General features: G+C 39.1%; 19 protein-coding genes. 8 read left to right on the forward strand and 11 right to left on the reverse strand.

Annotated elements, in window-relative coordinates; translation table 11 throughout:
* Positions 1 to 149: 149 nt before the first annotated feature.
* Both BLR37_RS00755 and pdeM read left to right on the forward strand, forming a co-directional pair.
* Positions 150 to 2627, forward strand: a complete 2478-nt coding sequence (locus tag BLR37_RS00755) for a ligase-associated DNA damage response DEXH box helicase (RefSeq protein ID WP_090763268.1) — start codon at positions 150 to 152, stop codon at positions 2625 to 2627.
* A gap of 65 nt (positions 2628 to 2692) precedes the next feature.
* Positions 2693 to 3331 carry a ligase-associated DNA damage response endonuclease PdeM gene (gene pdeM / locus BLR37_RS00760; protein ID WP_090763271.1) on the forward strand — a complete coding sequence of 213 codons (639 nt, stop codon included), beginning with the start codon at positions 2693 to 2695 and terminating at the stop codon, positions 3329 to 3331.
* On the opposite strand, the gene trxA is transcribed toward pdeM, so the two are convergent.
* The 6 genes from trxA to BLR37_RS00790 all read right to left on the reverse strand — a co-directional run bounded on the left by trxA (position 3332) and on the right by BLR37_RS00790 (position 10144).
* Positions 3332 to 3628, reverse strand: coding sequence for a thioredoxin (gene trxA / locus BLR37_RS00765; protein ID WP_090763274.1), 297 nt, complete (start codon positions 3626 to 3628; stop codon positions 3332 to 3334).
* A gap of 37 nt (positions 3629 to 3665) precedes the next feature.
* Positions 3666 to 4214, reverse strand: coding sequence for a hypothetical protein (locus BLR37_RS00770; RefSeq protein WP_090763277.1), 549 nt, complete (start codon positions 4212 to 4214; stop codon positions 3666 to 3668).
* A 13-nt stretch (positions 4215 to 4227) separates the two neighbouring features.
* Positions 4228 to 4842 (reverse strand): hypothetical protein, encoded by a 615-nt coding sequence (locus BLR37_RS00775; protein ID WP_090763282.1) that lies wholly within the window; start codon positions 4840 to 4842, stop codon positions 4228 to 4230.
* Between the two features lie 64 nt (positions 4843 to 4906).
* On the reverse strand, positions 4907 to 6268 hold the full coding sequence (locus BLR37_RS00780; protein WP_090763285.1) for a dihydrolipoamide acetyltransferase family protein: 1362 nt from the start codon (positions 6266 to 6268) through the stop codon (positions 4907 to 4909).
* 56 nt (positions 6269 to 6324) lie between these two features.
* Positions 6325 to 7569 (reverse strand): competence/damage-inducible protein A, encoded by a 1245-nt coding sequence (locus BLR37_RS00785; RefSeq protein ID WP_090763289.1) that lies wholly within the window; start codon positions 7567 to 7569, stop codon positions 6325 to 6327.
* Between the two features lie 4 nt (positions 7570 to 7573).
* Positions 7574 to 10144 (reverse strand): putative LPS assembly protein LptD, encoded by a 2571-nt coding sequence (locus tag BLR37_RS00790; RefSeq protein ID WP_244154562.1) that lies wholly within the window; start codon positions 10142 to 10144, stop codon positions 7574 to 7576.
* 164 nt (positions 10145 to 10308) lie between these two features.
* Here BLR37_RS00790 and BLR37_RS00795 point away from each other — a divergent pair, with 164 nt between their 5' ends.
* The 3 genes from BLR37_RS00795 to BLR37_RS00805 all read left to right on the forward strand — a co-directional run bounded on the left by BLR37_RS00795 (position 10309) and on the right by BLR37_RS00805 (position 13076).
* A complete protein-coding gene (locus tag BLR37_RS00795; protein ID WP_090764775.1) occupies positions 10309 to 11172 on the forward strand; it encodes an N-acetylmuramoyl-L-alanine amidase family protein in 864 nt (287 codons plus the stop codon).
* An 11-nt stretch (positions 11173 to 11183) separates the two neighbouring features.
* On the forward strand, positions 11184 to 11960 hold the full coding sequence (locus tag BLR37_RS00800) for an N-acetylmuramoyl-L-alanine amidase family protein (protein ID WP_090763296.1): 777 nt from the start codon (positions 11184 to 11186) through the stop codon (positions 11958 to 11960).
* A 162-nt stretch (positions 11961 to 12122) separates the two neighbouring features.
* The gene (locus BLR37_RS00805; protein WP_039480330.1) at positions 12123 to 13076 is read left to right on the forward strand and encodes an MlaD family protein; all 954 of its coding nucleotides are present in this window, start codon (positions 12123 to 12125) and stop codon (positions 13074 to 13076) included.
* A gap of 199 nt (positions 13077 to 13275) precedes the next feature.
* Here BLR37_RS00805 and BLR37_RS00810 read toward each other — a convergent pair whose 3' ends face one another.
* From BLR37_RS00810 to BLR37_RS00825, 4 genes are all read right to left on the reverse strand, one after another.
* Complete coding sequence (locus tag BLR37_RS00810) at positions 13276 to 14181, reverse strand: ribonuclease Z (protein WP_090763300.1); 906 nt, start codon at positions 14179 to 14181, stop codon at positions 13276 to 13278.
* 71 nt (positions 14182 to 14252) lie between these two features.
* A complete protein-coding gene (locus BLR37_RS00815; protein WP_039480323.1) occupies positions 14253 to 14630 on the reverse strand; it encodes an STAS domain-containing protein in 378 nt (125 codons plus the stop codon).
* Positions 14631 to 14674: 44 nt separating this feature from the next.
* Positions 14675 to 15619: a phosphoribosylaminoimidazolesuccinocarboxamide synthase gene (locus BLR37_RS00820; protein ID WP_090763303.1), complete on the reverse strand. Its 945-nt coding sequence runs from the start codon at positions 15617 to 15619 to the stop codon at positions 14675 to 14677.
* Between the two features lie 135 nt (positions 15620 to 15754).
* The gene (locus BLR37_RS00825; protein WP_039480308.1) at positions 15755 to 16714 is read right to left on the reverse strand and encodes a PhoH family protein; all 960 of its coding nucleotides are present in this window, start codon (positions 16712 to 16714) and stop codon (positions 15755 to 15757) included.
* 103 nt (positions 16715 to 16817) lie between these two features.
* Between BLR37_RS00825 and BLR37_RS00830 the strand changes: the two genes are divergently transcribed.
* The 3 genes from BLR37_RS00830 to BLR37_RS25185 all read left to right on the forward strand — a co-directional run bounded on the left by BLR37_RS00830 (position 16818) and on the right by BLR37_RS25185 (position 18348).
* Entirely contained in the window at positions 16818 to 17606 is a 789-nt protein-coding gene (locus BLR37_RS00830) for an SAM hydrolase/SAM-dependent halogenase family protein (protein ID WP_090763306.1), read from the forward strand.
* An 84-nt stretch (positions 17607 to 17690) separates the two neighbouring features.
* On the forward strand, positions 17691 to 18221 hold the full coding sequence (locus BLR37_RS00835; RefSeq protein ID WP_090763309.1) for a hypothetical protein: 531 nt from the start codon (positions 17691 to 17693) through the stop codon (positions 18219 to 18221).
* The gene (locus tag BLR37_RS25185) at positions 18202 to 18348 is read left to right on the forward strand and encodes a hypothetical protein (RefSeq protein ID WP_167356522.1); all 147 of its coding nucleotides are present in this window, start codon (positions 18202 to 18204) and stop codon (positions 18346 to 18348) included. The genes BLR37_RS00835 and BLR37_RS25185 overlap by 20 nt, the downstream gene beginning before the upstream one ends.
* A gap of 53 nt (positions 18349 to 18401) precedes the next feature.
* Here BLR37_RS25185 and BLR37_RS00840 read toward each other — a convergent pair whose 3' ends face one another.
* Positions 18402 to 19352, reverse strand: a complete 951-nt coding sequence (locus BLR37_RS00840; protein WP_090763312.1) for a D-2-hydroxyacid dehydrogenase — start codon at positions 19350 to 19352, stop codon at positions 18402 to 18404.
* Positions 19353 to 19420 lie beyond the last annotated feature (68 nt).

Consider the following 19420-nt stretch of genomic DNA (forward strand, 5'->3'; position numbering starts at 1 on the left):
TTGCCTAAGTGTAGCCCCTATTTAAAGCTGATTTACAAAAAAGGTAAAGCGTATGGCGGGACTGCTGCAACCGAAGCACTACTGCTTTTGCTTTTCAAAAAAAATAATATAAAATTAAACCGCCAGCAATAAAGCGACTATATTTAGGCATGGACCAAACCAAAACCAAAGGATATAAACAGGTAAAACAATGGCTTAAAACACATAAGCGCAAGCCTTTTCAATTTCAGGAAGAGGCCTGGCAGTACTATCTGAATGGTTACAGCGGTTTGGTAAATGCGCCAACAGGTTTTGGCAAAACCTTCTCTTTATTTTTGGCTGTTGTGATTGAAGCTTTGAATGCTTCTGAGAACAGCAATAAGAAAGCAAAAGACCGCTTGCAACTGATCTGGATTACCCCTTTACGCTCATTGGCGAAAGATATTGCGCGTGCCATGCGCGAAACTTTACTGGAACTGGAGCTCGACTGGCATGTGGGCGTGAGAAACGGCGACACCAGTCAGGCAGAAAAGGTTCAGCAGAAAAAATCGATGCCTGAAATACTGCTCATTACCCCCGAAAGCCTGCATTTACTTTTGGCGCAAAAAGGCTCGTCAACTTTATTTAAAAACCTGAAATGCATTGTAGCTGATGAATGGCATGAACTTTTGGGCAGCAAACGTGGTGTTTTGGTAGAGTTGGCAGTTTCGCGCATTAAAGGTTTGCAAAAGCAGGAAAAACAGCAGTTTTTAAGGGTCTGGGGCATATCAGCAACCATTGGTAATATTGAAGAGGCTCTGGATGTTTTAGAACCGGATGCAGATACCAAACGCATTATCGTTAAGGCTGATTTAGAGAAGAAAATACTGATTAAATCTATCCTGCCCGATGATATTGAAACCCTACCCTGGGCAGGTCACTTAGGGTTAAAGCTCGCTTACAAACTGCTACCGATTATCGAAAAAAGCAAGACAACCTTAATTTTCATCAATACACGCGGTCAATCGGAAATGTGGTACCAGCATTTGCTAAATATTGAACCCGAACTGGCGGGTCGTATTGCCATACACCATGGCTCAATAGATTTCGAATTGCGCAACTGGATTGAAGATGCCCTGCACACCGGCCAGCTGAAAGCAGTTATTGCCACTTCTTCGCTGGATTTGGGCGTAGATTTTAAACCTGTTGACACGGTAGTGCAGGTGGGCTCGCCTAAAGGTGTGGCCAGGTTTTTACAGCGTGCAGGTCGTTCTGGTCATTCGCCGCACGAAACCTCTAAAATATACTTCCTGCCTACCCACGCCTTAGAACTGGTAGAGGCTGCTGCCATTAAAGAAGCGGCCAAAACCAACAATATTGAAAGCAGGGAACCTTTTATTATGGTTTTTGATACGCTGGTGCAATACCTGGTTACACTGGCCATTGGCGATGGTTTTGATGATAAGGTAATTTATAACGAGGTTAAAAATACCCATGCTTTTAAAATGATATTGCCGGAAGAATGGAGCTGGGTAATGCAGTTTATAACATCAGGGGGCGATAGTTTAAGTGCTTATAACGAATTTAAGAAGGTAACTAAAGATGAGGATGGGCTTTGGAAAGTAAAGAGCCGCCAGCTGGCCATGCGCCATCGCCTGCATATTGGAACGATTGTGAGTGATGCCATGCTGAAAGTAAAATTCCTTTCGGGAGGTTATGTGGGCATGGTGGAAGAATATTTTGTAACGCGGCTAAAAGCTGGCGATAATTTCAGGCTGGCAGGCCGTGTACTCGAATTTATCCATGTAAAGGATATGACGGTGATTGTGCGCAACAGTAAGCAGAAAAATGCCATATCGCCCAGCTGGAATGGTGGCCGGTTACCTTTGTCATCTAATTTAGGTTCGGTATTGCGTAAAAAATACAACGAAGCCCTGGATAAAACCCATCAGGATGAGGAACTGGATGTAGTTTATCCTTTATTTTTGCTGCAGGAAAAACGCTCGCATGTACCCAGAAACGATGAATTATTGATTGAGCTGATTAATAATAAAGAAGGTTTCCATTTATTTGCCTACCCTTTTGAAGGCCGGTTGGTACATGAGGTGCTGGCTGCTCTGGTTGCTTACCGCTTAAGCAAATTACTACCCATCAGTTTTTCTATTGCCATGAACGATTATGGCTTTGAGTTGCTCAGCGAAACCGAAATACCGATGGATGAATCGATTGCTTATGAGGTTTTTTCGCCTAAAAATTTAACAGAGGATATTACCCTAAGTATCAATTCTACTGAAATGGCACGCAGGAAATTCCGTGATATTGCCTGTATTTCAGGTTTGGTTTTTCAGGGTTATCCCGGAAAATATGTGGCCAATAAGCATTTACAGTCATCGGCAGGTTTATTTTTTAATGTTTTTAGTGATTATGATCCACATAATTTACTTTTGAGGCAAGCTTATGATGAGGTATTTTACCAGCAACTGGAAGAACCTCGATTGGCCGCTGCACTGGAAAGGATTCAGTACGGTGCAATTGTAATCACGCATCCGAAAAGTTTTACGCCGCTTTCTTTCCCGATTAAGGTAGATAGTTTGCGCGAAAATATGAGTTCGGAAGAGCTGGAGCAGCGCATCAGCAGAATGAAAGCCGAATCTGATAAGATTAAGTAAATGATATAAAATGAACCTGTTTGATTAAAAATCGTTCGACAGACTCAGGATGACAACACTATAAAATGACTATAACAAGCCACGGAGAAGAACTGATTTTAGATAAAGAGCGGGCTTTATATTTACCCCAACATCAACTACTGGCTATTAGCGATTTACATTTAGGCAAATCGGCCCATTTCAGGCAAGCCGGTGTACAGGTACCTGCTACTATTGGCCAGAGTGATATGCAGCGCTTAAGTGGCTTAATTGAAAAATATCGACCCAAAACCTTACTCATTACGGGCGATATGTTTCATCATGGCCTAAATACAGATATTGATGATTTTTCGGATTGGAGAAATGCTTATGCCGATTTGAAATTACTGCTTGTAAAAGGCAATCACGATAAACTATCGCATGCTGATTATGCTTCAATGCAAATTGAAATACACGATCCCAGTTTTTGCTTGGGCCCTTTTTGCTTTATTCACGATGCGCCCAAAAATGATGCTGATGAGCTTTATCCTATTAGCGGTCACATCCACCCTGGCGTAACCATTGTAGGTAAGGCCAAACAACGTCTTAAATTCCCCTGCTTTTATTTTGGCAACAGTTATGCTGTTTTACCTGCTTTTAGCTTGTTTACGGGTTTATATAATGTTTACCCTAAAAACAATGAAAGGATATTCGCTGTGACACCTAAAGCTGTTGTTGAGGTTTAATTAAGCGTGCTGATCGATAACTTGTTTCAGCTGCGCTGCCTGAACTACGCCGCTCTGGCGCCAAACGGGTTTACCATTTTTGAATAAAATTAAAGTAGGTACGCTCTGCACATTAAAAGCTGCAGCAGCGGGCTGGTTTTTATCGATATCTACCTTGATAATTGCAGCTGAATCTCCAACCTGCGATTTCAACTGATCCAAAACGGGTTTCATCATTTTACAAGGGCCACACCATTCGGCAAAAAAATCGACCAGTACTGGCTTTTCGCCATTGATTAAATCTGAGAATTTAGACATGCTACTTCTTTTTATTTAGGAACAAATCATATTTATTTTAGTTTTCCTGAGATTTTGAAGATTCTATTGATTTACTCAAAACAGCTATGATTTGTTCCGCTTCTTCCTGATTAAGCCAATCAACAACATTAACTTTTAAAAAACCATAATTTAAAATAATAGATTTTGTTTTAGAAGAAAACAGGTAATTCGGACGCGTAAAATATCTGGTAGTTTCTATATCCTTATTTAATATTGATAAATCAGTTATACCGATTAACTTGAAATATTTGGTTGATGAAATGAAATCGAATTTCTTTTTAATAACAAGCTCGTTCTCCCTGATTAATAAAATGGTTTTCCCAAAAGCCTCCCAGACCCATATTTTAATGATAAATAATCCAATTGCTGTCCAACCAACTAGCCAAGGCGCAAATGATAAAAAATGATTCAAATTAGCAATAATTAAAGTAGGAACTATGATCAGCTCAACTACCAACCAAACTAATATTGCAACAAAAAAAATGATAATAAAAAACCAATTTTTAGAAGAGGGAATAATAATCTCTTTCTTATCATTATCCCCAATAAATTTGATTCTTTGCATCAGTTCGTTAAAACTAAGCAGTTACCGGTAGCTCTACGTTTAAAGCTGAAACCCAGCTATCAAACAGGTTTTTTTCTATTTTAATTACTTCGGCTGCGTGTTTTTCCCAATCATCAGAAAAGCTAACCAATTGGTTTATCATTTCTTCCAGATGGCCCTCTTCTTCCAGAATAATTGACTTTACGTTTACCTTGCTTTTGGCTTCGTCCAGAACTGCCTGATAAACCGGATACAGCTCATCTGCACGTACTTCTATAGCATAAGTAACAAAAAGATAGGCGGCAAACTTTAATTCGTAACCCGACAGATTAAACTCTGCTTTTAGGTAACGGCAAACGGCAATATCTAAAGCGTGTAAATAATATTTGGTATTGTTGGGTGATAAAAGCTCGGCATTGGTATAAGTTTTACAAAGTGCTTCATCAACCTTTGCAATCTGTTTTTTCAGGTAATAGGCATGGCGGTGCTCTTCAGCAGCATGTTTCAGGATAATGAGGTTCACATTTTCCTTATGCTCGGATGCTGAAATCTTTTTAGCACCTGCATTTTCCATATAAGATAATGTATTTAACCATTTGGCATGCAACACATTATCGGTAACTATCTTTTTTAAAATTGAATCTAACATTTTAAATGGTTAAACTGGTAAATGGTTTAGTTGGAGATATTGCCAACTGAAAACTGTTAACTGATTAAATCTCCCTGTTCAAATCCCAGGCCTCCAAATAATCAGCAACCCTGCGAACAAACATACCTCCCAACGAACCATCAACCACTCTGTGGTCGTATGATAATGAAAGGAACATCATGTGGCGTATGGCTATTACATCGCCATGTTCGGTTTCTAATACCGCTGGTTTCTTTTTAATGGCACCGACAGCTAAAATAGCCACCTGTGGCTGGTTAATAATTGGCGTACCCATTACGTTACCGAAACTACCCACATTGGTTAAGGTAAAGGTTCCGCCCTGGGTTTCATCAGGTTTTAATTTCGAGTTTCGGGCACGTACGGCTAAATCATTTACAGCCTTAGTTAAGCCCACTATATTTAACTGATCGGCATTTCTGATTACAGGAACAATCAGGTTTCCACTAGGTAAAGCAGCAGCCATACCAATATTGATATCTGCTTTTTTGATAATCTGCGTTCCGTTAACCGAAACATTAATCATCGGGAAATCTTTAATTGCTTTCGCAACTGCTTCTACAAAGATCGGGGTAAAAGTGATTTTCTCGTTTTCGCGTTTTTCGAAACTGTTTTTCACTTTATTGCGCCACAAAACCATATTGGTTACATCGGCTTCAACAAATGAAGTAACATGCGGCGAGGTACTTTTGCTCATTACCATGTGGTCGGCAATTAGCTTACGCATCCTGTCCATTTCAATAATTTCATCGCCACCACTAACAGATGTGGTAGATGGTTTACTGGCAACTGCAGGTTGTGCCGAAGGCTGAGTAATAGATTTGCTCTCGCTGGCTTTCTCAACCGGAGGAGGTGGAGCCATAATAACAGTTTGCGTTTTAATTACATTTCCGCCATTTCTGTTGGCGATATAATTCAATAAATCGTCTTTATTCAAACGGCCATCAGCACCCGAACCTTTAATCGCATCGAGCTCTGCAATCGAAATATTTTCCTGTGCAGCAATGCTTTTAACCAGCGGTGAGTAAAACCGCTCACTGGCACTAAAATCGGCTTGTGGGTTTGTATTTTGTACCGGCAATTGTTCAATACCCGGAATGGTTTCATTTTTCTCTTCTGCTACCGGAGCGGCAACAGGAGCTTCTTCTACCTGAGCAGCAGAACCGCCTTCGGTTTCTATAATTGCAATTACATCACCAACCTGGGCAACTTCATCTTCCTTAAATAATTGTTTAACCAATTTACCCGCAACAGGAGAAGGAACTTCAGAATCTACCTTATCGGTAGCGATTTCCAGAATGGTATCATCTAAATCAATAGCATCACCTGGTTGCTTTACCCATTTAATCACCGTTGCTTCTGCAACACTTTCACCCATTTTTGGTAACAATAGTTCGTATTGAGCCATATTAAATTACAGTATTTTATATTGGTAACGCCACAAAAATACAGTTTTTATTCCTTCTAAACTGTTTCTTTAAGTAGATTTAATAACATGGTTAGGGCTGCTGCAGCCGAACGTTCGATGTTCTGTAGCCGTTTGTTACTGAAATTAAACAGTTTAGCTACGGTTTTTTCTTTTGAAGAAACTGAAATCCACACCGTACCAACTGGCTTATCTGCGGTACCACCATCCGGTCCTGCTATTCCGCTAACAGCAAGCGCATAATCGGTTTTAAAGTGTTTAATGGCGCCTTCCGACATTTCTCTTACGGTTTCTTCGCTAACCGCACCAAATGTTGCAAGTGTCTCTTGCTTTACCCCAAGTATCGATTCCTTAAGCTCGTAAGCATAGGTTACCGCTCCGCCCCAATACACCGAAGAGCAACCCGGGTGTTGCGTAATTAAATGGGCAATATATCCACCTGTACAGCTTTCGGCGGTTGACAGGGTCAGACCGCGGGCATCCATGAAATTTAGTATAGCTTTTTCTAAAGGAATATCTTCATCAATCACCACAAACTTCTCTACCTTGGCCATAATCTGTTGGGCAAAGCCTTCAACCTCGGCTTTTAATTTACCTTCATCATCGCCTTTGGCCGATAAACGCAAACGTACCTGCCCTAATTTGGGCAAATAAGCGAGTTTAATATGTACTGGTAAAGCATCTTCAATTGCTTCTATTTCTTTAGCCAGAAACGATTCGCCAATGTTTGCTGTAAGTATCGTTTTATGTACAATGGCCGGAAGCTTGAACCTGTGTTTTAAACGCGGCAAAATTTCATCATCCATGAGGTACATCATTTCAAACGGTACACCAGGCATTGAGACAAAAATCTTGTTGTTTCTTTCAAACCACATACATGGGGCAGTTCCGTTTTTATTCACAATTACCTCGCAGCCATCGGGTACATCAGCCTGCTGAATATTAACATCAATTAAGGGGCGTTTAAATTTTTCAAAAATCTGGCGAACCATTTCCAAGGCAGCCTCATCCCTTCTAAAGCCCATGTTAAAATACTTAGCGAGCGTTTTTTTGGTAATATCATCTTTTGTTGGTCCTAAACCTCCGGTAATCAAAATAATATCAGCTCTTTGCTCGGCTTGGGCTAAAGCATCCAGAATGTGTTGTTCGTCGTCAGATATCGAAGTGATTTGTTTTACCGAAATCCCCGCCAGGTTTAACTGCTTGGCCATCCATGCAGAATTGGTATCTACAATCTGGCCGATCAGAATTTCGTCGCCAATGGTAATAATTTCGGCTAGCATAAATTTATTGGTATGTGCTGTAAAAACCTTGTCTTTTGCTCAATTTCAAATCCTGCAGTATCGATGCTTTTACTTTAATGGTTACCGAATAACTTTTGTAAGCACCATAAGGAACCCAGTTTACACTCATATCCCAGCAATGCAAATCGCGGTAAATAGCCAGATTCATAGGCGTTAAACCTCTGTTTTTAAAATCGTAACCTGAGTTAAAGGTAACTTTCCATTTGGGCGTTAAGTTAACATCACCGTTAAAATTCAACGTATTTGAAATGGTTGTATTGTTTCCATCGTTCGAGTACTGGAAACTGTATGAGAACGAAAAATTCCATGGAATATTGAAATCAACAAAAGCATTTGGATCGCGGCTAATGGCAGCCAATTGCTCAGATTGAATATCGGTCAAGCCTTTTTTGTTGGCTGCTTCTCCTAATTTATCATTGGCTTCGTTTTTACGTTTTAAAGCCTCTGGATTTAAACTGTAATCAAATGAGAAACCCAGGTTAGCCAAACGTGGCAATATTTTTCCGGTCTGCCAGAAATAACGATCCTGCCTGATCAGCAAGTTAGAACCAGGAATTGTATCAGGCCTTAGTGAATAAGGATCTAAAGTACCATTGTAGTTAATGCCCAGTTTATCGGTAAACTGCGAGCGGCCACTAAAACCAATGGTCGATAATTTGTACGATTTGGCCAAAAAGTTATAAGATCCGCTAAAGCTTAAACCCTGTATAATCGGGATCTTTTTCGATCCGGTACCGGTTGTATCATTCTTGTTCCTGACTTTCAACTCTACAGTATTATCAATCCCGAAACCAATAGAGGCATTTGGCCCTCCGAAAGATCCAGGCTGCGCCATACCATCAAAAATCGAATATTTTAGAGGCAAACCATTGGTTAAAATTTCATTCCCATTTTGATCAATAGCAGGCCTGTACGGCCCTGCTCCTGCTTTGGTAAAATCAGGTGAATAAGAGAAGGAAACGTTTGGAGTCATAACATGCCTTAAAGCCTGAATTTTGCCTTGCGGATTAAAATCTCTACGTCCATAAATTTTGGTCGACATACTGGTAGAAAGACTATAACTCCCTGCCCGTTTAAAGCCACTTAGGGTATCTTCTCTAAAAGTATAGGTATTATCGGCAAATTGGGTATACCTTCTGTTTACACTCTGGAAATTCCAAACCTCGTTATAGGTTCCACCCAAACTAAAGTTTAAATATTTTAAGGCTGTAAACGACATATTAACCGGAATGCTATGTGCAAATCCACTACGCAGACGCTTTAAACCGTCGTTATCAAAAAGTAAACTGTCAAAAGTATCAATCCGGTTGGTTCCCTGTAAGCTATAACCTACGGTTATTTTTTGATACCATTTCTGTTCTCCAACCGAATTCTTTGAATGGAAAGGATTAAATGTAGGTACGTTAAAGGTAAGTTCCGGTAAACGCAATGAAATAGCCCTGGTACTTAAAGTTTGGTCACTTGAAGCAGCCAAAGACAAGTTCATGTTGTTTGAAAATGTTTTGGCATAACTGATACTACTACTCGTTGAGTTGGTAGAAATTGCATTAATATCATACGAAGTACCTGCCGCAGTATTTCGATAATACCCCCTTTTACCACTCGATACCAACCTTACGCTGGCACTGAAAGTGGTACCCGGTTTAGCATTGGCATTTTGGCTATGGCTCCAGTTAATACTAAAGTTTTTGGTTGGATTTTTAAAAGCTTCCGTTCCTTCCAATCCATCTTTAAAGCTGGAGTAAGATAGGTTAATGTTACCGTTAAACTTATATCTTTTGGTATAGTTACTTAGTAAACTGGTTTCGTATGAGCCATTGGTATAAATAGACCCCATTATTTTGGCATCCCAGTAGTCGTTTAAACCCAGGTAGTAGCCACCATTCTGCAAGAAAAACCCACGGGTAGCGTCTTCACCGGGCGTGGGTAAAATTACCCCTGAGGTGCGTTTATTGGGTTTCGGAAAAAAGGCAAAAGGTAAACCAAAAAATGTTGGAATATCTTCAATAACCATGTAAACCGGCCCCGTGATGATTTGTTTTTCGGTTACCACGCCTTTAGAAATCATTAAACCAAAGTGCGGATGGGGCAAATTACAGGTACTGTACATCACATTTTTAATGTGCAGCTCATCGTCTATCTGCTTCTTGCTCTGTCCGCCAGAGAAGAAGCCTCCTTCCTGTTCAGAAAAAACACCATAAACCTTAGCTCTGGTAGTTTCCGAATTGTAAAAAATTGAATCTGCTATTGCTGTCCCATCGGCACCTGATTTGAAAATGGGTCTACCATTGTATCTCCCGGTTTTCGGATCTTTTACCCCTGTAGCAAAAATGGTGTTCTGTTTTTTGTCGTATTTGATGTAACCTGCATCCAGCTCAAAATCGCCGTAAACCACCCGGGCGTTACCGTACAGATAAACAATATTTTTATCGGCACTCATTTTTACCGAGTCTTCGGCTTTGTATTCGACTTTCCGATCGATACTACTGTTGTTTTTCCCCTTTTTCTGGGTGGTATCCTTTTTAGTTGTGTCTTGCTTAATGATTTGCTGCAATGAAAAATGAGAAAATGCGTTAGCTTTACTAACAACGTGTGTTAATAAAATGACAGAAATTAGTAAAATAGAGCTCTTAAGAAGTTTCAAATTCGTATTTGAATGTTATTTTTGCACAAATGTTTAATCAAAAACGTTCAAAATTAGTGAAAAATATACCATTGATGTATCTTAAATCCATTTTAACATTTATTATTTGTTTGACACTATCAAACACCTTTGATAATCAAGCTTTTGCGCAGGAATATAAAATTAAAACAATTGTAATTGATGCCGGCCACGGTGGCAAAGACGGTGCTACTCATGGCGTGTATTCAAAAGAAAAAGATGTGGCCCTTAAAACAGCTTTAAACCTGGGCAAGGCGCTTCAGGATAGTTTAAAAGACATTAAAGTGATTTATACGCGTGAGTCGGATGTATTTATTCCACTTTATGAGCGGATCAATATCGCCAACAATGCCAAGGCCGATCTTTTCATATCTATCCACTTAAACGATATGCCGGTTCGCGTTTCGCGCGTGGTTGATTATTATAAAAAAGTAAGGGGCAGAAAAGTTCCGGTTTACAGAACGGTTACTTCAAAAAGTACTTCTACAAGGGGGACAGAGACATTCGTTTCCGGAACCGGACGTTTGGGCGAACAGGACGAGGTAATTAAACGTGAAAATGCCTCGATGTTTCTGGAAGATAACTACCAGAAAAACTACGAAGGCTTTATTGCCAATACGCCCGAAAGCGATATTATGTTATCTTTAATGAAACAAACTAACCGCGACAGGAGTTTAAAGTTTGCCTCAATGCTTCAACAGGAATATGTAAACGCAGGTCGTATTAACCGTGGTGTGCAGGAAAAAAGCCTTGCGGTATTGGCAAGGGCAGCAATGCCTGCAGTTTTAACCGAAATTGGTTTTGTAAGTAATCCGGATGAAGAGGATTACATGAACTCACCTGAAGGACAAAAAGAGATAGTTGATGGTATTATTAAGGCAATTAAAAATTACAGACGTATAGCTGAAACCTCATTTTAACCCCCTTTTAAATGAAGATTAAACTTCTGGTTACCTTATTTTTTCTTTCGCTGATAGCTGTTACACATACCTTTGCACAGGGATACAAAATTAAAACAATTGTGATCGACCCTGGTCATGGCGGTAGAAAACCGGGCGCTTCAGGCAGCTTCTCTAAAGAAAAGGATATTTCATTAAAAGTAGCACTTAAGCTGGGCGAGCTTTTAAAAGATGAATTGCCAGAAATTAAAATCATTTATACCCGAAAAACAGATATTGATGTTGACTTACACAGAAGGGCCGAAATCGCCAACGATGCCAATGCCGATCTGTTTATTTCCATCCACTGCAACTCTATGCCACCGGGAAACAAACACATTAAAGGTGTAGAAACATTGGTTGCAGGCTCGCACCGCTTAAAAGAGCAGGATGCAGCCATCAGGGAAAATGCCGATATCAAGCTCGAGAAGAACTATAAAACCAAATATGATGGGTACGATCCAAGTAATCCTGCCAGCTTTATACTTTTCTCCCTGTTAAAAAATACCTTTCGAGATAAAAGTATTAAATTTGCGAAATTAATCCAGAACAGCTACATCAGCAGGGATGAACGATTGAGCAGAGGGGTTAAAGAGCAAGGTGTACTGGTGTTACAACGCTGTGGAATGCCGGCTGTGTTAACTGAGGTTGGTTTTATTTCAAATTCGGAAGAAGAGAAATACATCAACTCCGCAAAAGGCCAGAGTGAAATTGCCAGCTCTATTGTGGCGGCAATAAAAACGTATAAAAAAAATATCGAAGTCAAATAACTGGCATTATAAATGATAGTTATTTTAACTTTGCAGAAAATATAAAACATATACCAAACAATTAATGCTGGCTTTGTGTATTTATAAAGTTTAGCTTAAAAATGAATTACGCTCTAACAAGTTTAGATCGATAACAAAACTTGTAGCCATTAAAGAAACAACATGAAGATTAAGAACGAAACCAAAGTAGGTATTTTAGCTGCGTTTGCCATTGCTTTATTAATAATCGGATATAATTTTTTAAAAGGGAATTCTATCTTCTCAAACGAAACCACTTTATTTGCCAAATACACCAGAGTTGATGGTTTAACGGTATCTAAACCAGTCCTGATTAATGGTTACCAAATTGGCCGGGTAGCTAAACTGGCACTTCAAACCGATGGTACTATCATTGCTACCTTAAGTATCAACAGTAAATATGAAATTCCTGAAAACAGTATTGCCCGTTTGGAAGGAACCGACTTATTGGGTAGTAAAGCTATTGTAATGTCTTTAGGTAATTCTAAAAAAATGGCTGAAGATGGTTACACGTTAAATGCCAATGTAGAAAAAGGACTGATGGAGCAGGTGCAGCCAGTTCAAAAGAAAGCTGAGTTGATTATTGGTAAAATGGACTCTATTTTAAGCAGTGTAAACTCTATACTGAATCCTAACTTCCAGAAAAACGTTGATAAAAGCTTTAACAGCATTGCGGGTACTTTAGCTTCATTAGAAACTACATCGAAAAAAGTAGATGGTTTGGTAGGATCTGAAAGCGCACGCATTGAAGCTATTTTTAAAAACGTAGAAGGCATTACTGCCAACCTGAACAACAATAACAAAAAAATCAGCGATATCTTAACCAACATTAATACGGTTACCGATAAGTTTGCTGCTGCCAACTTTAAACAAACTTTAGATAATGCTAACAATGCGATTGCTGATTTGCAAAGTGTAATTGCAGGCATTAAAGATGGAAAAGGAAGTTTAGGTTTGTTACTGAACGATAACAAAATGTACGAAAACTTAAATAACGCTTCTAAAAATCTGGATGCTTTAATGATCGACTTAAAAGCTAATCCTAAGCGTTATGTTCACTTCTCGGTATTTGGAGGTGGCAACAAAAAAGACAAGTAATTAATTTTTATAATTCGGAAGCCCTGGAGAAATTCAGGGCTTTTTTTGTGATTATAGTCGTTGTCATCTGGAGCATAGCGGAGAAATCTGTCGCTAAGCGCGTAACCTATCCAAAATCAGAAATACTCATGTAACAAAGCTTTAAGATCCCCAGTCAAGCTGAGGATGACGGATTAACGCACAGGATCAATTAAAAAAATTAAAGCTGGAAGGTTCTCCCCTCTACTGCCAGTTCGGTATTTTCAAAGCCAGCCTGTGCTTCTTCGAAAAGCATTTGTAAGGTTTTATAACGTGATGAAAAATGACCGATTAATAATTTCTTTGCACCGATAATATTAGCTACCTCAGCGGCTTGTTGAGCAGTAGTATGGTGTGTTTCCCTGGCCCTATCCAGTAAATCGTGCATAAACGTAGCTTCGTGGTAAAGGGTATCGCAACCCATAATTGTTGGCAGATAACTTTCGTCGAATAAGGTATCAGAACAATAAGCATATGACCTTGGTGCATCTGCAGCTACCGTATAATCTTCGCTGCGCAAAATTTCTCCATCAGGTAGTTCTACATCCATTCCTTTTTTCAGCGCGGTATAATAAGCCATAGGCACATTTTCTGCTTTATCTTTAATCAACTTACGCTGTCTTTTCTTTTGTTGAAAAAGAAAACCTGTGGTTGGAATGCGGTGATTTAAAACAATGGTTTTTACTGTAAGATCGCTGTTTTCAAAAATCAGTTTCGGTTCATCTGCCTCAATTGGGAAAAACTCAATCGGGTAGCGCAAAACAGTATCTGAATATTTAAACTGGATTTCGAGAATCTCCAGCAATGCTTTTGGTCCGAAAATCTGCATGGGTTTGATCCGGCCATTTAAATGCAGGCTTGAAAGCAAACCGATCAGTCCAAAATAATGATCACCATGCAAGTGACTGATAAAGATATAATCGATGCGCGCGGCTTTGAGGTTAAATTTAGCCAGTTGCTGTTGCGTACCTTCACCACAATCAATTAAATAACATTTTTCGTTACAATTTAAAAGCTGTGCTGATGGATTCCGGTTAAAAACAGGAGTGGCCGAACTGCTTCCTAAAATAGTAACTTCAAACTTCATCATGATGTGATATAAAAAACCTCGTAGATTTTGAGAAACTACGAGGCTATAATATTATTGGATAATGTGGATTATTTAGCGCCTCTGAATTCTTTTTCAAGTTCATCCATAAAGATGAAATCGGTTGCCTCTTCTATTGTATTAACAAACGTTACAGACTGAAATATGTTTGATAATTCTATAATTGTAGCCAGTTCATCGCTAATTCCGGTAACGATAAACAATCCTCCGGCTGCCTTACAAAGTCTGTCACCAACCAATAAACTGCTTAAATCCTGTGCATCATTACATTCGGTAACATGGCTAAGATCAACAATAATATTCTTAAAACCTTCTGCATTAAGCAAATACAGCTCGGATTTTAAACCAGGTGCATTATCGTTAGTAAACCTGGTTTCTTCTAACCTTAAGCTTACATATTTATCGTGTTTATCTACTGAAAATTTCATCTCTCTAATCTTTATTGCACTAATGTATAAATTTCTTTCGAAAATTAAAGCGTTTCAAGGGCCTTTAAAACATTGGTTTCGATACGGCTCGAAATGGCATCAGCATCAGCTTTGATAAAGGTCTCGCCTACAATCTTTTCGTAAAGTTCGATATAACGCTCAGAAATAGAATTTACAATTTCAGGTGTCATTTCTGGTACTACCTGGCCATCTTTACCCTGAAAACCATTTTCGATTAACCATTTACGCACAAATTCTTTAGAAAGTTGTTTCTGCGGCTCATTGTTATCCTGACGTTCCTGATAGCCTTCTGCATAAAAATAACGTGATGAATCTGGGGTATGGATTTCATCAATCAGGTAAATTACGCCATCAGCTTTACCAAATTCATATTTCGTATCCACCAAAATTAATCCGCTTTTTGCAGCAATCTCAGTACCACGTTGGTAAAGTGCGTAAGTATATTGTTCTAATTTTTCGTAATCGGTTAAAGAAACAATTCCCTTTGCCAAAATATCTTCTTTCGAAATATCTTCATCGTGACCCACAGCGGCTTTAGTAGTTGGGGTAATAATTGGCTGAGGCAATTTATCGTTTTCTTTTAAACCATCAGGCAACGCAACGCCACAAACCGAACGCTTACCTGCACTGTACTCGCGCCATGCATGACCAGCTAAATAACCTCTTATTACCATTTCAACCTTAAAAGGCTCGCAGATACGACCAATGGTTACCATTGGATCGGGCACAGCTAAAACCCAATTAGGAACAATATCCTGAGTGGCAGATAAAAACTTAGCTGCGATCTGATTTAAAACCTGTCCTTTAAATGGAATAGCCTCTGGCAATACAACATCAAATGCAGAAATGCGATCTGATACTACCATTACCATAAACTGATCAGCTATAGTATACACATCGCGAACTTTACCTTTGTAAAAATTGCTCTGATTTGGGAAATTAAAATGGGTTTCTTTAAGTGCTTTCATGAGGCCGTAAAAATAGGAAAAAAGTCGGAAAGTCGGAAGACTGGCGTCGGATGATAAAGGTTGTAAAAAGCAAAAGTCCGAAGTGGTTCTATTGTAAGACTTAAACTTGGGACTCCTGACTTTCTGACCTCAGACTTATTGAATATCGCCGTAAGCTTTAAGAATATCTTTAACCAGTTTATGGCGAACCACATCTTCTCCGCTTAAATAAATAATATCAATGCCTTTGATATCTTCCAGAATCCTTAAACCGTTAAACAAGCCCGACATTTGTTTTTTAGGCAAATCTACCTGTGTAACGTCACCCGTAACAATAAACTTAGCGGTTGGCCCCATACGGGTTAAAAACATTTTCAACTGCATATCGGTAGCATTTTGGGCCTCATCCAATATCACAAAGCAATTATCAAGCGTACGGCCACGCATAAAGGCCAGTGGAGCAATCTCAATCGTACGGTTTTCGATATAAAACTTCAGTTTTTCTGCCGGGATCATATCATCAAGGGCATCATAAAGCGGACGTAAATACGGATCGATTTTCTCTTTTAAATCGCCCGGAAGAAAGCCGAGGTTCTCTCCTGCCTCAACAGCTGGCCGGGTTAAAATAATTCGTTTAATTTCTTTATTTTTCAGTGCCCTTACTGCTAAAGCTACCGCCGTATAGGTTTTTCCGGTTCCTGCCGGACCGATGGCAAATAAGATATCGTTTTTGGCAATACTGCTCACCATTTTACGCTGATTTGCCGTTCTGGCTTTAACCAATAGGCCATTTGTACCAAAAACAATCACTTCTCCACCCCCGCCAGTTGGCTGTTCGGCATCTTTTTTGGCCAGGTTTGTAGCCTTCGCTCCCAGTATCGATTCTACATCGTTATTGGTTAACGAACTATATTTTTCGAGGTGCGCAATGAGCTGGTTAAACTTCTCTTCAAAAGACTTAAGTTCCTGTTCATCACCGAGAACCTTAACATCACTTCCTCTCGCTACCAGTTTCAACTTCGCGAAAGCACCTTTAATCATTTCGTAATTCTCATTATTCGGCCCCCAAAAGTGAGCAGGATTTACGGTATCCAGAGTTAATTTTAATTCGTTCAAACTGTAGTATTTTAAAAAGTTATCGGGGTATATTAATTAAAATTTGAATATTTGCAGACGCTTAGGCCTGTACACAAGAATAAGCAATAATAATGAATTTTTAATGGGGATAATTACTTTAACAACAGATTTAGGTTCAAAAGATTTTTACCAGAGTGCACTAAAAGGTAGTCTGCTGAGTCTTATGCCTAATGTTAATTTAGTTGATATTACCCACGATGTTCCATCGTTCAATATTTCGTATGCAGCCTTCGTTTTAAAGAACGCTTACCCTTATTTCCCGAAAAATACGGTGCACTTAATTGGTATCGATTCTGTGTATAGCGAAAACACCAAATACATTGCTGTTAAACACCGCGACCATTATTTTGTAGGTGCCGATAATGGTATTTTCTCCCTGCTTTTTGATGAACATCCGGAAGATGTGGTTGAATTAAATATTATGCAGGATTTGAAATATCTTCACTTTCCGCTGGTTGATATTTTTGTGAAAGCTGCAACGCACCTGGCTAAAGGAGGCAAATTAAAAGACATTGGTTTACCTGTAGCAGAAATTGAGCAAAAGATGCTTTTACACCCTGTTATAGAGAAAGATATCATTCGGGGAAGTGTGGTATATATCGATACTTTTTGCAATGTAATTACCAATATTACCAAAGATCTTTTTACCCGCATACAGAAAAATCGCGACTTTACCCTGCATTTCAGAAAAAGCGAAACGATTACTCAATTGAGCTGGCATTACAATGAGGTTCAGGAAGGCGAAAAACTTTGTCTGTTCGGGATCAGTAACCACCTCGAAATTGCCATTAATAAAGGTAAAGCCAGCGGCTTGTTGGGTTTACACCTTGGCGATATTGTAAGGGTGGAGTTTCATTCTAAAGTGAGCTAAAAGCATAAAGACTGAAGACCAAAGCGGATTTAACACTTCTTTAGGAAAACAAAACAACTTAGAGCTTTTTCACGTTTATAGCACATGAAGAAATACTTTTACCTGCTGGCTGTCCTCCTGCTCCATTTTCAGGGTTTTGCTCAACAAGATACTACTGCTTATGCTGCGCAGCGCGCCAAAATAAATAGTTTACTGGCTGAAAGAAGTGCAAAATTTGGCCAATATGATGAAAGCCTGAACCAGCGTACAGGGATTTTTGGCTGGCAAACCAAGCGCGATATTAAAAATTCTAACGAAATCCTGCGTCAGGTGGTTTTAACCGATAATAATATTTTTACTGAGCTCAAGGTATTGATGGATTATAAAGACCTTCAGAACCAACAAAAAATTGCGGTATCCGATCAATCAGAAGAACGTATACAGCGTTATATGCAAACCATTAAAAAATTACAGGATCAGAACGAGCAATTAAGGATTGCTGCCGACAAAAGAGATAAGGGCAAAAACCTGGTTAATTATCTCGTTGTGTTTTTAATTCTGGTAATGGCCGGTGGCTTTTATTTTTTCAATAAAAAACTACAGCAATATAAAAGGTATGAAAAAAGCACTGTTTAAAGCCCTGGTTAAAATTAACAATGCCATTTTACCCAGTTTATACAAAAAAGACCCCAACAAATTAAGCACATGGCAAAAGGCGATATTAGGTTATCGCTATTGGGTGTTAAAGCAGGCGTTGGATTAGATTATAAAAAGACCTTATAGGTTTTTGAAACCTATAAGGTCTTGCTTATATTATTATTTCTTAAAATGCTCGATAATCAAAGTAGCCAATTCAGCACCAATGCGCTCCTGAGCTTCGTTTGTAGATGCACCAATGTGTGGTGTTAACGAGATTTTAGGGTGTGTTAAAATTTCAGCTAATGGAGTAGGCTCATTATCAAAAACATCTAAACCTGCAAAAGATACTTTGCCAGAATTTAATGCTTCGATTAAAGCTGGTTCGTCAATTGTTCCACCACGTGAGCAGTTTACAATACCAACGCCTTTTTTCATTTTAGCAAATTCTTCTGCACCTAAAATTGGTTTATCAGCAAATGGGGTGTGTAAGCTTAAGAAATCACTTCCAGAAATTACGTCGTCTAATGAAACGGTTTTAATTGGAATACTTACCGATTGGCCTCCCATGAAATCTAAAGTAATTTCAGTTTCGGTTGGGTATAAATCGTAAGCCAAAACATTCATTCCTAAACCTAAAGCAACTTTAGCGGTTGCACGGCCAATACGACCGAAACCAATAATACCAATGGTTTTACCACTTAGCTCGGTTCCTTTTGCATAAGCTTTTTTAAGGTTATTAAACTGGGTTGAACCTTCAACAGGCATTTTACGGTTAGCATCCTGTAAAAATCTGATCCCTGTAAATAAGTGTGAGAATACCAATTCTGCAACTGATAAAGAAGACGCAGCAGGTGTGTTCACTACTGCAATACCCTGACTACGCGCATATTCTACATCGATATTATCCATACCAACGCCACCTCTGCCAATTAATTTGATATTGGGTACGGCATCAATCAGTTCTTTTCTAACTTTTGTAGCACTACGTACGGTAATGGCATCATAGTTTTTTAAAGCTTCGGCTAATTGATCTTGTGCGATAGTTTCAGTATCAACCTGAAAACCTGCCTTTTCTAATAATTCTTTTCCGATCGGATCAATTCCGTCGTTTGCTAATATTTTAAACATTGTGATTTATGATTGCACAGCTTAATGGATTTTAGGTGTAATCCATTAAGCTGTGGTTATACTTTATA

It is taken from the genome of Pedobacter soli (assembly GCF_900101435.1).
Lineage (GTDB): Bacteria > Bacteroidota > Bacteroidia > Sphingobacteriales > Sphingobacteriaceae > Pedobacter > Pedobacter soli.